Below are 12,656 nucleotides of genomic sequence, written 5' to 3' on the forward strand. Positions count from 1 at the left end.
GGTAGCATGCTGTCCATGGCAGACACCACCGCGGACACCGCAGACAAGAAGCAGGACCGGAAGGCCGCGAAGCTGGCCAAGCAGATCGGCGCGTTCGCCAAGGAGCACGGCGGCGCCGAGGGCCAGATCGCGCACATCGGCCAGGCCGGTACCCGGATCGTCCTCGTCGGCACGGACGGCGGCTGGGGCGACCTGGTGGCCCCGACCTACGCGGTGGCGCAGCTGGCCGCCGAGAAGGCCGGCCTGACCCTCCACGAGGAGTTCGACGGCGAGTTCGCCGCGCGTGTGAAGACCGGCCCGTACGAGTGGTCGCGGATGGCCGGCATCCAGCTCGGCGGGGCGGCGAACCCGGCGGCCTGACGCCTGACGGCGCCGTGCTCCGGCGGGGGGTTCGCCCCTTCGGTGGCCGCTCGGTCAACAGCGCGAGCAACACCTCACACCCCGCTCACCCGTTAGGACGTGTGGAAGCCCCTTCCTCACGTCCGCAACGGGATGCCCGGATGATCGAAACGCCGCCCCTGGTGGACCAGTACTGCCACGGAGTGCTCCGTACGGAGCTGGGCCTCGGCACCTTCGAGGCCCAGCTGATCCGCTCGGCCGGCCCGCCCGCCGCCGGGACCACCTTCTTCGACACCCAGACCGGTTTCGCGGTGCGCCGCTGGTGCCCGCCGCTGCTCGGGCTGGAGCCGCACTGCGCCCCCGCCCGCTACCTGGCCCGGCGGCGCGAGCTCGGCGTGGTCGAGTCCGGGCGCAGGCTGCTGCGCGGCTCGGGCGTCGCCGCCTACCTGGTCGACACCGGAGAGCCGGGAGACCTCACCGGCCCCAAGGAACTGGCGCTCGCGGGGGACGCCGACGCCTTCGAGGTCGTACGGCTGGAGCTGCTGGCCGAGCAGGTCGCCGACACCTCCGGCACGGTCCCCGCCTTCCTCGCCAACCTCGCCGAGGCCGTCCACCACGCCGCCGCGGCCGCCGTGGCCTTCACCTGCGGTGCGGACGCGGGGTATCCCGCCGTCCTCGGCCGCGCCCCCGAGCCGCCCGGTCCGGGCGAGGTGCACGGGGCGGCCGGGCGGTGGCTGGCCCGGCGCCCCAAGGGCGGGGCCGTCCGGGACCCCGTACTCCTGCGGCACCTGCTGTGGAGCGCGGTGGCGACCGGGCTGCCGCTCCAGCTGCACACCGGGGCGGGAGCGGGGGAGCCGGGGCAGCGCCCGGAGCAGGCCGATCCGGCGCTGCTGACGGAGTTCGTACGGGCCACCGCGGGCCTGGGGACCCGGCTGGTGCTGCTCGGCGGATACCCGTACCACCGGCACGCCGCCCAGCTGGCGGCGGCCTTCCCGCACGTCCACGCCGATCTCGGCGCGGCGCTCGGGCAGAGCGGACCGCGGGCGGCGGGGGTGCTGGCCGAGGTGCTGGAGGTCGCCCCCTTCGGCAAGCTGCTGTTCTCCAGCGGCGGGCGCCGGCTGCCCGAACTGCATGCGGTGGGCGCCCTGGTGTTCCGGGAGGCGCTGGGCCGGGTGCTGGGCGGCTGGGTCGGCGAGGGCGCCTGGTCCTGGCGGGACGCCGAACGCGTGGCGGCCATGATCGCGGCGGGCAATGCCCGGCGCGTGTACCGGCTGGACGAGCGCGGGTGACGCGGGAGCCGTGAGACCGGGAGGCCGCCGGGAGCCCGGGAGCCCGGGAGCCCGCCCGGGCCGGCGCCCGGGCGGCCCCGCGGGTCAGACGGAGGAGAGCAGCGGGTCGCCCTGCGCCGGGATCTCCGCCTGCGCCGCGGGCCGCTCCCGCAGGCTCAGCGCCATGCGGACCACGGCGATCCACACCAGGCAGGAGCCGAGCATGTGGGCGGCGACCAGGGCCTCGGGCACGTGGGTGAAGTACTGGACGTAGCCGATGCCGCCCTGGGCGAGCAGCACGATCAGCAGGTCGCGGGCGCGCGCCCGGGTGTCGGCCGGCGCGTCGACCACGCGCAGCACCAGCCACATGGCGACGGCGAGCGCGCACACCACCCAGGCGGAGATCGCGTGGACGTGGGCGGTGGCCGCCCAGTCGAACGGCATCCGCTTGATCTCGCTGCGGTCGCCCGCGTGCGGACCGGAACCGGTGACCACCGTGCCCGCCGCGATCAGCACCAGGGTGGCCGCGACCAGGGCCCACGAGAGCTTGCGCACCGGACCGGGGACGCGCGGCTTCGGAGCGGTGTCACCCTCGCGGGTGCGCTGCCAGGTGACCGTCGTGACCGTGATCAGCGAGGTGGCGAGGAGGAAGTGCCCAGCCACGCTGTACGGGTTGAGCCCCGTCAGGACGGTGATGCCGCCGAGGACCGCGTTGCCCATCACGATGAAGAACTGGAGCCAGCCGAGCTTCGTCAGCGAACGGCGCCACGGCTTGGCCGAGCGGGCCGCGATGATGCACCAGCCGACGGCCGCGCTGAGCACGTACGTCAGCATGCGGTTGCCGAACTCGATGGCCCCGTGGAAGCCCTGCGCCTGGGTCACGATCAGGCTGTCGTCGGTGCACTTGGGCCAGGTGTCGCAGCCGAGACCGGATCCGGTCAGCCGCACCGCACCGCCGGTGACGACGATGAGCACGCTCATGACGAGCGCGGCAAGCGCGGCCTGCCGGACGATCCGGGGCGACGGAGTCCAGCGGCGTGCGATGTAAGCGAGAGGGGTCAACACGGCCCTTATCGTACGCGGGGCCTTGTGCAAACTTTCACGAGGGGGTCCCCGCCGGCCTGCCCGTGGCCGCATCGGGCCCCACGACCAGCCGGAACCGGGCCCCGGCGGGGTCGCCTTCCTCGTGCCACCAGACGCGTACGCGCCAATGGGCGCCGTCGCCGGGGTAGTCCGCGGAAGCCGTGAACCCGTGCACCAATTCGGTGCCTACGTCATTGGCTGTCCTATTTCTTGCTTCTGCCCCGCTGTGCCAGGGATGTTCCTGTACGTTCCATAGCCCGTCAGGACCGCGCACCTCGAAGCGCCACACCGCCCGCCAGGGCGTGACCTCCAGCATCGTGCGCACCTGTTCGGCGCCGAGGTGCAGCCGGGCCGCGATCTCGGTTTCGGCCACCCCGTGGATCCTGGCCGCCACCACGGCACGGGGCAGCAGGGGTTCGGGCAGCAGGCCCCGCGCGCGCAGGTTCACCAGGGAGTCGAAGGACAGGAACCGCAGGCGCAGTTCCAGCTGGCGGCCGATGTGGTCGAGGGCCTCCTCCGCCTCCTGGGCCTCCTCCGAAGCGGGCTCCGCGAGCAGCAGTTGGCGGAAACCGCCCTCCGCGTCCACCGCCCACGCCACCGCCTCCTCGGCGGAGCCCAGCTCGGCGAGGCGGTCCCCGAGGAACACCTTGGCCTGCGCGAGGCCGCGCCGGTTGACCGGATCGTGCTGGTCCAGGCCCGCCCAGACCTCGACCGCCGCCCGGGTCAGGTCCCGGGCGCGCTCGCCCGCCGCCCGCTCCATGGCGCTCGGGCCGGTCTCGGCCGCCGGGCCGAGCGGATGGCGGGGCAGCCGCTCCCCGTCGCTCAGCGGCCAGGACAGCCAGACCCCCTGGTTGATCAGGCCCCGGGCGTACCAGCGGGCGTACTCCGGGGCGTGCCCGGCCGCCTGCTGCGCGGACCGCAGCCCCTCCTCGACGGCCGCCAGGGCCCCGGCCCGGTCGCCGCCGGCGAACCGGCGGGCCGCCAGGTCACCGAGGCGAAGGCCGAGCCGAGCCGCGCACTCCGGATCGGTCCGCGCCGGTTCGCGCAGCGCGCCGATCAGCTCCGTCAGCAGCGCCTCGGCCTCGGCGGGCGCCGCCCGTGCGGCCCCCGACCGGATCCGTGCCCATTGGGCGTCCAGCCGTAGAACGTCTTCCCGCTGCGCCATGCCCGCCCCCCGGCGTCCTGGTGTGGACCGCCCCCGCGGGGCGGCGCCCATCCTCCTGCCAGGCCAACGTACGGGGGCCGCGAATCACTCCCAGCGGAACAGCTTCGCGGCGGCGCCGAGCCCCAGAACGGCCCACGCGGCGAGCACGGCCGCGTCCCCCCAGGGCAGCGCGGCCCCGTGCCGGAGCACCTCGCGCAGCCCGTCGGACAGTGCCGAGATCGGCAGCAGGCCGAGTACGGACTGCACGGCTTCGGGGAACTTCTCCATCGGCACGATCACCCCGCCGCCGACCAGCAGCAGCAGGAACACCAGGTTGGCGGCGGCCAGCGTGGCCTCGGCCTTCAGCGTGCCCGCCATCAGCAGCCCGAGCCCGGAGAAGGCGGCGGTGCCCAGTAGGACCAGTGCGGCGACCGCGAGCGGGTTGCCGTGCGGGGACCAGCCCAGCGCGAGGGCGATCACCGTCAGCAGCGCGATCTGCAGCACCTCGGTGACCAGCACGGACAGGGTCTTGGCGGCCATCAGCGCCCACCGCGGCAGTGGCGAGGCGCCGAGCCGCTTGAGCACCCCGTAGCGGCGGTCGAAGCCGGTGGCGATGGCCTGTCCGGTGAAGGCGGTGGACATCACGGCCAGCGCCAGGATGCCGGGCGCGAGGAAGTCCACGGACTTCTGGGCTCCCGTATCCACGATGTCGACGGCGGAGAACAGCACCAGCAGCAGCGCCGGGATGATCACGGTCAGCAGCAGCTGCTCCCCGTTGCGCAGCAGCATCCGCGTCTCCAGCGCGGTCTGCGCCAGGATCATGCGGGACACGGGCGCGGCCCCCGGGTTGGGGGCGAACGTACCGGCGCTCATGCGCGCAGCTCCTTACCGGTCAGTTCCAGGAAGACGTCTTCGAGGGTGTGCCGCTCCACCGAGAGGCTGTTCGGCATCACCCCGTTCTGCGCGCACCAGGAGGCGACGGTGGCCAGCAGCTGCGGGTCCACGGCGCCGGTGACCCGGTAGACGCCCGCGCTGAGCTCGGCGGCCTCGGTGCCGTCGGGCAGCGCCTTCAGCAGCGAGCCGAGGTCGAGGGCGGGCCGGCCGGTGAAGCGCAGGGTGTTCTCGGCGCCGCCGCGGCACAGCTGCTCGGGGCTGCCGTGGGCGACGACCCGGCCCGCGTCGACGATGGCGACCTCGTCCGCGAGCTGCTCGGCCTCGTCCATGTGGTGGGTGGTGAGGACGACGGAGACCCCGTCGGTGCGCAGTTCCCGTACGAGGTCCCAGGTCGCGCGGCGGGCCTGCGGGTCCAGGCCCGCGGTCGGCTCGTCCAGGAAGACCAGCTCGGGCCGGCCCACCACGGCCATGGCGAGGGCCAGGCGCTGCTGCTGGCCGCCGGAGAGGCGGCGGTAGGGGGTGCGGCCGCAGCCGCCCAGCCCGAGCCGCTCCACCAGGGTGTCCACGTCGAGCGGGGCGGCGTACAGCTTGGCCATGTGGCGCAGCATCTCGACGGCGCGGGCGCCGGAGTAGACCCCGCCGGACTGGAGCATCACGCCGATCCGCGGGCGCAGTGCCTCGGCCTGGGCGACCGGGTCGAGGCCGAGGACGCGGACGGTGCCGGCGTCGGGGCGGCGGTAGCCCTCGCAGGTCTCCACGGTGGTCGTCTTGCCCGCGCCGTTGGGACCGAGGACGGCGGTGACCGAGGCCTTGCGGACGGTGAGGTCCAGGCCGTCCACCGCGGTTTTGGGTCCGTACCGCTTCACCAGTCCGCGGATCTCCACGGCGGGGTCGTTGCTCATGCGGGTGAGTCTACGGAGAGAGAGAAGGGGGCCCGGGCGGTGGGGGAGGCCGCCTGGGGCGGGGCGGCCGCAGGCCGGTTCCGTGCAGGTGGCAGGGGGTGCAGCCTCACTCTCCGTGGATAGATTAGGTAACCCTTAGTGATGGAGGCCACCAGGAGTGGCGTCGGTCACGGCTTGTCGGGGCTCGACTAATTACGCAACAATGGCGTTGTGAAATACGGCGAACGGATCATCGAGACCCCCCAGGGGGAACTCGCTACCGGGGAGCGGCCAACCCGCAACCGGGTCGCGCGTTCCATCCTGGACCACGGTCCGTCCACCGTCGCCGACCTCGCCGCGCGTCTCGGCCTCACGCAGGCCGCCGTCCGCCGCCACCTCGACACGCTCGTCGCCGACGACGTGGTCGAGCCCCGTGAGCAGCGCGTCTACGGCACGCGCACCCGGGGCCGGCCCGCCAAGGTCTTCGCGCTGACCGACTGCGGCCGCGACGCGTTCGACCAGTCCTACGACTCGCTCGCCGCGGACGCCATGCGCTGGATCGCGCAGGCCGCCGGCGGAGGCGAGCAGGGGGAGGCGGCCGTCGCCGCCTTCGCCAGGGCGCGGATGGACGCACAGGCCGAGACCTACCGGGAGAGCCTGGCCGCCGCCGCCCCCTCGGAGCGCACCGAGGCCCTTGCCAAGGCGTTGACCGCCGACGGGTACGCTGCTACGGCGAAGAGCGCTCCCGGTCCGCACAGCGGTGAACAGCTCTGCCAGCACCACTGCCCGGTCGCGCATGTCGCCGAGCAGTTCCCGCAGCTCTGCGAGGCGGAGACCGAGGTCTTCTCCCGCCTGCTCGGGACGCATGTGCAGCGCCTCGCCACGATCGCCCACGGCGACGGGGTGTGCACCACGTTCATCCCACGAGGCGCGGGCACCGCACAGACCGACACATCAGCATCTGCAAGTACGGCCGGGAGGAACCCCGCATGACCACGGAGACTGCTCACCCTGAGCTCGATGGCCTGGGCACCTACGAATATGGCTGGGCCGACTCCGACGCGGCCGGCGCCGCTGCCAAGCGGGGTCTGTCCGAGGACGTCGTGCGCGACATCTCGGCCAAGAAGAACGAGCCGGAGTGGATGCTGAAGCTCCGCCTCAAGGGCCTCAAGCTCTTCGGCAAGAAGCCCATGCCGACCTGGGGCTCCGACCTCTCCGGCATCGACTTCAACAACATCAAGTACTTCGTGCGTTCGACCGAGAAGCAGGCCGCTTCGTGGGAGGACCTGCCGGAGGACATCAAGAACACGTACGACAAGCTCGGCATCCCGGAGGCGGAGAAGCAGCGCCTCGTCGCCGGTGTCGCGGCCCAGTACGAGTCCGAGGTCGTCTACCACCAGATCCGTGAGGACCTGGAGGAGCAGGGCGTCATCTTCCTCGACACGGACACCGCGCTCAAGGAGCACCCGGAGCTCTTCCAGGAGTACTTCGGCACGGTCATCCCGGTCGGCGACAACAAGTTCGCGTCGCTGAACACCGCCGTGTGGTCGGGCGGCTCGTTCATCTACGTGCCCAAGGGCGTCAAGGTCGACATCCCGCTCCAGGCCTACTTCCGTATCAACACGGAGAACATGGGCCAGTTCGAGCGGACGCTGATCATCGTCGACGAGGACGCCTACGTCCACTACGTCGAGGGCTGCACCGCCCCGATCTACTCCTCGGACTCGCTGCACAGCGCCGTGGTCGAGATCATCGTGAAGAAGGGCGGCCGCTGCCGCTACACGACCATCCAGAACTGGTCGAACAACGTCTACAACCTGGTCACCAAGCGTGCCGTGGCGTACGAGGGCGCGACCATGGAGTGGATCGACGGCAACATCGGTTCCAAGGTCACCATGAAGTACCCGGCCGTCTACCTGATGGGCGAGCACGCCAAGGGCGAGACCCTGTCCATCGCCTTCGCGGGCGAGGGCCAGCACCAGGACGCCGGCTCCAAGATGGTCCACATGGCGCCGAACACCTCCTCGAACATCGTCTCCAAGTCGGTGGCGCGAGGCGGCGGCCGCACCTCGTACCGCGGCCTGGTCGAGATCGGCGAGGGCGCCCACGGCTCCAAGTCGAACGTGCTCTGCGACGCGCTCCTGGTCGACACGATCTCCCGCTCGGACACGTACCCGTACGTGGACGTCCGTGAGGACGACGTCTCCATGGGCCACGAGGCCACGGTCTCCAAGGTCTCCGACGACCAGCTCTTCTACCTGATGAGCCGCGGTCTGACGGAGTTCGAGGCCATGGCCATGATCGTGCGCGGCTTCGTCGAGCCCATCGCGCGCGAGCTGCCCATGGAGTACGCGCTGGAGCTCAACCGGCTGATCGAGCTGCAGATGGAGGGTTCGGTCGGTTAATCCCCGACCGCCCCCCACCAGCTCCACGGTCCGCGCCCCTGGCGGGCCGAGGATCGCAACGACGTAGACCGTGTTCTTTTCAGAGAGTGAGCAAGACGACAGCCATGGCTGAGGCTCAGAACATTCCGGCCGGGTCGACCACGGCCGGCGCGATCGCGGTGGCCGCCGAGTCCACCGTCGCCACCCGGATGAGCGCACCCCCGTCCTTCGACGTGGCGGACTTCCCCGTCCCCCACGGCCGCGAGGAGGAGTGGCGGTTCACCCCGCTGGCGCGCCTGCGTGGTCTGCACGACGGCACCGCGGTCGCCAACGGCACCATGAAGGCCCAGATCGACGCGCCCGAGGGCGTCACCGTCGAGTCGGTGGAGCGCGGAGACGCGCGGATCGGCAAGGCCGGCACCCCGGTGGACCGGATCGCCGCCCAGGCGTTCTCGTCCTTCGCCAAGGCCACGGTCGTCACCGTGCCCAAGGAGGCCGTGCTGACCGAGCCCGTGCGCGTCTCGCTGCACGGCGAGGGCGGCACCACCTTCGGCCACACCGTCTTCGACGTACAGGCCTTCGCCGAGGCCGTCATCGTCATCGACCACACCGGTGACGGCGTGCGCGCCGCCAACGTCGACTTCCTCGTCGGCGACGGCGCCAAGCTCACCGTCGTCTCCGTGCAGGACTGGGACGACACCGCCGTCCACTGCTCCCAGCACAACACGCTGGTCGGCCGCGACGCGACCTTCAAGTCGATCGTGGTCACCTTCGGCGGCGACGTCGTACGCCTGCACCCGCGGGTCAGCTACGCGGGCCCCGGCGGCGACGCCGAGCTCCTCGGCCTGTACTTCACGGACGCCGACCAGCACCAGGAGCACCGCCTCCTGGTCACGCACGACGCCCCGCACTGCAAGTCCCACGTGGTCTACAAGGGTGCGCTGCAGGGCGAAGGCGCCCACGCCGTCTGGATCGGCGACGTCCTCATCGAGAAGAGCGCCGAGGGCACCGACACCTACGAGATGAACCGCAACCTCGTCCTCACGGACGGCGCGCGGGTCGACTCGGTGCCGAACCTGGAGATCGAGACCGGCGAGATCGTCGGCGCCGGCCACGCCTCCGCGACCGGCCGCTTCGACGACGAGCAGCTCTTCTACCTGCAGGCCCGCGGCATCCCGGCCGACGACGCCCGCCGCCTGGTCGTGCGCGGCTTCTTCGCCGAGCTCGTCCAGCAGATCGGTGTCCCGGACATCGAGGAGCGCCTCCTCGCCAAGATCGAGACCGAGCTCGAGGCGTCCGTCTGATGACCTACGTCAAGGCCTGTGCGCTGAGCGAGCTCGAGGAGAACACCCCGAAGCGGGTGGAACTCGACGGCACGCCGGTGTCCATCGTCTCCACCGAGGGGGAGGTGTTCGCGATCAACGACATCTGCTCGCACGCGAACGTCTCGCTCTCGGAGGGCGAGGTCGAGGACTGCATGATCGAGTGCTGGCTGCACGGGTCCTCCTTCGACCTGCGCACCGGCAAGCCCTCCGGTCTGCCGGCGACCCGCCCCGTACCCGTTTACCCCGTAAAGATCGAAGGGGACGACGTGCTCGTCTCCCTCACCCAGGAGTCCTGAGGCATCCATGGCAACGCTTGAAATCCACGACCTGCACGTCTCCGTCGAGGCCGAGAACGGCGCCCGGGAGATCCTCAAGGGTGTCGACCTCACCGTCAAGCAGGGTGAGACGCACGCCATCATGGGCCCCAACGGCTCCGGCAAGTCCACCCTGGCGTACTCGCTCGCCGGTCACCCGAAGTACACCATCACCGGTGGCACCGTGACCCTCGACGGCGAAGACGTCCTGGAGATGTCCGTCGACGAGCGCGCCCGCGCCGGCGTCTTCCTCGCCATGCAGTACCCGGTCGAGGTCCCCGGCGTCTCGGTCTCCAACTTCCTGCGTACGTCGGCCACCGCCATCCGCGGCGAGGCGCCGAAGCTGCGTACCTGGGTGAAGGAGGTCAAGTCCGCCATGGAGCAGCTCCAGATGGACCCGGCCTTCGCCGAGCGCAACGTCAACGAGGGCTTCTCCGGCGGTGAGAAGAAGCGCCACGAGATCCTCCAGCTGGAGCTCCTCAAGCCGAAGATCGCGATCCTCGACGAGACCGACTCCGGCCTCGACGTCGACGCCCTGCGCCAGGTCTCCGAAGGCGTCAACCGCGTCCGCGCGACCGGCGAGGTCGGCACGCTGCTGATCACGCACTACACGCGGATCCTCCGTTACATCAAGCCCGACTTCGTCCACGTCTTCTCGGAAGGCCGCATCGTCGAGTCCGGCGGCGCCGAGCTCGCCGACAAGCTGGAGGCGGAAGGCTACGAGGCGTACAGCACGAAGGGTGGCGCGACCGCGTGACACAGTTGCCTGGCCTCCTCGACATCGAGGCGATCCGCAAGGACTTCCCCCTGCTGGATCGTGTGGTCCACGACGGGAAGAAGATCGTTTACCTGGACAACGCGGCGACTTCGCAGAAGCCGCGCCAGGTGCTCGACGCGCTGAACGAGTACTACGAGCAGCACAACGCCAACGTCCACCGTGGCGTGCACGTGCTCGCCGAGGAGGCCACGGCGCTGTACGAGGGCGCCCGCGACAAGGTCGCCGCCTTCATCAACGCGCCGAGCCGCGACGAGGTGATCTTCACCAAGAACGCCTCGGAGTCGCTCAACCTGGTCGCGAACATGCTCGGCTGGGCGGACGAGCCCTACCGGGTCGACCGCGAGACCGAGATCGCCATCACGGAGATGGAGCACCACTCCAACATCGTCCCGTGGCAGCTGCTCTCGCAGCGCACCGGCGCGAAGCTGAAGTGGTTCGGCCTGACCGACGACGGCCGGCTCGACCTGTCCAACATCGAAGAGGTCATCACGGAGAAGACGAAGATCGTCTCCTTCACGCTGGTCTCCAACATCATGGGCACGATCAACCCGGTCGACGCGATCGTCCGCCGCGCGCAGGAGGTCGGCGCGCTGGTGCTGATCGACGCCTCGCAGGCCGCTCCGCACATGCCGCTGGACGTGCAGGCGCTCGGCGCCGACTTCGTGGCCTTCACCGGCCACAAGATGTGCGGCCCGACCGGCATCGGCGTGCTCTGGGGCCGCCAGGAGCTCCTGGAGGACCTGCCTCCGTTCCTCGGCGGCGGCGAGATGATCGAGACCGTGTCGATGCACGCCTCGACGTACGCCCCGGCGCCCCACAAGTTCGAGGCGGGTACGCCCCCGATCGCCCAGGCCGTCGGCCTCGGCGCGGCCGTGGACTACCTGACCGCGATCGGCATGGACAAGATCGCCGCGCACGAGCACGCGATCACCGAGTACGCGGTGAAGCGCCTCCTGGAGGTCCCCGACCTGCGGATCATCGGCCCCACCACGGCCGAGGACCGCGGCGCCGCGATCTCCTTCACGCTCGGTGACATCCACCCCCACGATGTCGGCCAGGTCCTGGACGAGCAGGGCATCGCGGTCCGCGTGGGACACCACTGCGCGCGCCCGGTCTGCCTGCGCTACGGAATTCCCGCGACCACGCGAGCGTCTTTCTACCTGTACTCCTCTCCGGCCGACGTCGACGCACTGATCGACGGGCTGGAGCACGTACGGAACTTCTTCGGCTGACGAGGGCGACGAGGACGACGCAGTGAAGCTGGATTCGATGTACCAGGAACTGATCCTGGACCACTACAAGCACCCGCACGGGCGTGGCCTGCGCGACGGCGACGCCGAGGTGCACCACGTCAACCCGACGTGCGGCGACGAGATCACGCTGCGCGTGAAGTACGACGGCGAGACGCTCACCGACGTCTCGTACGAGGGCCAGGGCTGCTCCATCAGCCAGGCCAGCGCGTCCGTGCTGAACGAGCTGCTCGTGGGCAAGGAACTGGCCGAGGCGCAGAAGATCCAGGGCGTGTTCCTGGAGATGATGCAGTCGAAGGGCAAGATCGAGCCCGACGAGGCCATGGAGGAGGTGCTGGAGGACGCGGTCGCGTTCGTCGGCGTCTCCAAGTACCCGGCTCGCGTGAAGTGTGCTCTGCTGAGCTGGATGGCCTGGAAGGACGCGACCGCCCAGGCACTGGGCGACGCCGAGAGGAAGACGGCATGACCGAGAACGCGACGCCCGCCGAGGCGTCGATCAAGCCGGCCACCGAGGAAGAGGTCCGCGAGGCCCTCTACGACGTGGTCGACCCCGAGCTGGGGATCGACGTCGTCAACCTGGGCCTGATCTACGGCATCCACATCGACGACGCGAACATCGCGACCCTCGACATGACGCTGACCTCGGCGGCCTGCCCGCTGACGGACGTCATCGAGGACCAGGCGAAGTCGGCGACGGACGGCATCGTCAGCGAGCTCCGCATCAACTGGGTCTGGATGCCCCCGTGGGGCCCGGACAAGATCACGGACGACGGCCGCGAGCAGCTGCGCGCGCTCGGCTTCAACGTCTGAGCGACCTCGCTCCGTGAAGGGCCCCCGGCACTGAGTGCCGGGGGTCCTTCACGTTTTCCGGGAGCTTCCGGGAGCCTCCCCCGGGAGGCCCTGCGAGTTCGTCCGGCGGACGATTGAAGTGCACCGGGAGTTGGCCACGGTGGCCGAACCTGCTCGACGGCCGTCACGGCGTGACGTGTGGATCGC

General features: G+C 70.9%; 14 protein-coding genes. 10 read left to right on the plus strand and 4 right to left on the minus strand.

Features of this window, described 5'->3' with window-relative positions; all coding sequences use genetic code 11:
* Positions 1-15 precede the first annotated feature (15 nt).
* Both OG299_RS29235 and OG299_RS29240 read left to right on the plus strand, forming a co-directional pair.
* Entirely contained in the window at positions 16-360 is a 345-nt protein-coding gene (locus OG299_RS29235) for a hypothetical protein (protein ID WP_266630393.1), read from the plus strand.
* Between the two features lie 140 nt (positions 361-500).
* Positions 501-1,628 (plus strand): amidohydrolase family protein, encoded by a 1,128-nt coding sequence (locus OG299_RS29240; protein WP_327363086.1) that lies wholly within the window; start codon positions 501-503, stop codon positions 1,626-1,628.
* Between the two features lie 84 nt (positions 1,629-1,712).
* Here the strand turns inward: OG299_RS29240 and OG299_RS29245 are convergent, their stop codons facing one another.
* The 4 genes from OG299_RS29245 to OG299_RS29260 all read right to left on the minus strand — a co-directional run bounded on the left by OG299_RS29245 (position 1,713) and on the right by OG299_RS29260 (position 5,630).
* Positions 1,713-2,702 carry a COX15/CtaA family protein gene (locus OG299_RS29245; protein WP_266630395.1) on the minus strand — a complete coding sequence of 330 codons (990 nt, stop codon included), beginning with the start codon at positions 2,700-2,702 and terminating at the stop codon, positions 1,713-1,715.
* Between the two features lie 4 nt (positions 2,703-2,706).
* Positions 2,707-3,855 (minus strand): hypothetical protein, encoded by a 1,149-nt coding sequence (locus OG299_RS29250; RefSeq protein ID WP_327363087.1) that lies wholly within the window; start codon positions 3,853-3,855, stop codon positions 2,707-2,709.
* A gap of 84 nt (positions 3,856-3,939) precedes the next feature.
* A complete protein-coding gene (locus tag OG299_RS29255) occupies positions 3,940-4,707 on the minus strand; it encodes an ABC transporter permease (protein WP_327363088.1) in 768 nt (255 codons plus the stop codon).
* Entirely contained in the window at positions 4,704-5,630 is a 927-nt protein-coding gene (locus tag OG299_RS29260) for an ABC transporter ATP-binding protein (RefSeq protein ID WP_266630398.1), read from the minus strand. The genes OG299_RS29255 and OG299_RS29260 overlap by 4 nt, the downstream gene beginning before the upstream one ends.
* 210 nt (positions 5,631-5,840) lie before the next feature.
* On the opposite strand from OG299_RS29260, the gene OG299_RS29265 reads away from it, so the two are divergent.
* The 8 genes from OG299_RS29265 (at position 5,841) to OG299_RS29300 (ending at position 12,470) form a co-directional block, all read left to right on the plus strand.
* Positions 5,841-6,602 (plus strand): helix-turn-helix transcriptional regulator, encoded by a 762-nt coding sequence (locus OG299_RS29265; protein WP_327363089.1) that lies wholly within the window; start codon positions 5,841-5,843, stop codon positions 6,600-6,602.
* Positions 6,599-8,014 (plus strand): Fe-S cluster assembly protein SufB, encoded by a 1,416-nt coding sequence (gene sufB, locus OG299_RS29270; protein WP_266630401.1) that lies wholly within the window; start codon positions 6,599-6,601, stop codon positions 8,012-8,014. The genes OG299_RS29265 and sufB overlap by 4 nt, the downstream gene beginning before the upstream one ends.
* Positions 8,015-8,118: 104 nt before the next feature.
* Positions 8,119-9,297 carry a Fe-S cluster assembly protein SufD gene (gene sufD / locus OG299_RS29275; RefSeq protein WP_266630403.1) on the plus strand — a complete coding sequence of 393 codons (1,179 nt, stop codon included), beginning with the start codon at positions 8,119-8,121 and terminating at the stop codon, positions 9,295-9,297.
* On the plus strand, positions 9,297-9,614 hold the full coding sequence (locus tag OG299_RS29280) for a bifunctional 3-phenylpropionate/cinnamic acid dioxygenase ferredoxin subunit (RefSeq protein WP_053785806.1): 318 nt from the start codon (positions 9,297-9,299) through the stop codon (positions 9,612-9,614). The genes sufD and OG299_RS29280 overlap by 1 nt, the downstream gene beginning before the upstream one ends.
* Positions 9,615-9,621: 7 nt before the next feature.
* Positions 9,622-10,389, plus strand: a complete 768-nt coding sequence (gene sufC, locus OG299_RS29285; protein WP_266630406.1) for a Fe-S cluster assembly ATPase SufC — start codon at positions 9,622-9,624, stop codon at positions 10,387-10,389.
* Entirely contained in the window at positions 10,386-11,642 is a 1,257-nt protein-coding gene (locus tag OG299_RS29290) for a cysteine desulfurase (RefSeq protein WP_266630408.1), read from the plus strand. Before sufC ends, OG299_RS29290 begins: the two co-directional genes overlap by 4 nt.
* Positions 11,643-11,664: 22 nt before the next feature.
* Positions 11,665-12,126, plus strand: a complete 462-nt coding sequence (gene sufU, locus OG299_RS29295; protein WP_030292254.1) for a Fe-S cluster assembly sulfur transfer protein SufU — start codon at positions 11,665-11,667, stop codon at positions 12,124-12,126.
* Positions 12,123-12,470 carry a metal-sulfur cluster assembly factor gene (locus OG299_RS29300; protein ID WP_030160393.1) on the plus strand — a complete coding sequence of 116 codons (348 nt, stop codon included), beginning with the start codon at positions 12,123-12,125 and terminating at the stop codon, positions 12,468-12,470. The genes sufU and OG299_RS29300 overlap by 4 nt, the downstream gene beginning before the upstream one ends.
* Positions 12,471-12,656: the final 186 nt, after the last annotated feature.

The sequence above is a fragment of the Streptomyces sp. NBC_01296 genome (assembly GCF_035984415.1).
Classification (GTDB): Bacteria; Actinomycetota; Actinomycetes; order Streptomycetales; family Streptomycetaceae; genus Streptomyces.

Bases quoted from the DNA above. Each gene is read 5' to 3' on its own strand.
- OG299_RS29280 (WP_053785806.1), top strand. From the start codon at position 9,297: ATGACCTACGTCAAGGCCTGTGCGCTGAGCGAGCTCGAGGAGAACACC.
- sufC (WP_266630406.1), top strand. From the start codon at position 9,622: ATGGCAACGCTTGAAATCCACGACCTGCACGTCTCCGTCGAGGCCGAG.
- OG299_RS29260 (WP_266630398.1), bottom strand. From the start codon at position 5,630: ATGAGCAACGACCCCGCCGTGGAGATCCGCGGACTGGTGAAGCGGTAC.
- OG299_RS29300 (WP_030160393.1), top strand. From the start codon at position 12,123: ATGACCGAGAACGCGACGCCCGCCGAGGCGTCGATCAAGCCGGCCACC.
- OG299_RS29250 (WP_327363087.1), bottom strand. From the start codon at position 3,855: ATGGCGCAGCGGGAAGACGTTCTACGGCTGGACGCCCAATGGGCACGG.
- OG299_RS29255 (WP_327363088.1), bottom strand. From the start codon at position 4,707: ATGAGCGCCGGTACGTTCGCCCCCAACCCGGGGGCCGCGCCCGTGTCC.
- sufB (WP_266630401.1), top strand. From the start codon at position 6,599: ATGACCACGGAGACTGCTCACCCTGAGCTCGATGGCCTGGGCACCTAC.
- sufD (WP_266630403.1), top strand. From the start codon at position 8,119: ATGGCTGAGGCTCAGAACATTCCGGCCGGGTCGACCACGGCCGGCGCG.
- OG299_RS29235 (WP_266630393.1), top strand. From the start codon at position 16: ATGGCAGACACCACCGCGGACACCGCAGACAAGAAGCAGGACCGGAAG.
- OG299_RS29240 (WP_327363086.1), top strand. From the start codon at position 501: ATGATCGAAACGCCGCCCCTGGTGGACCAGTACTGCCACGGAGTGCTC.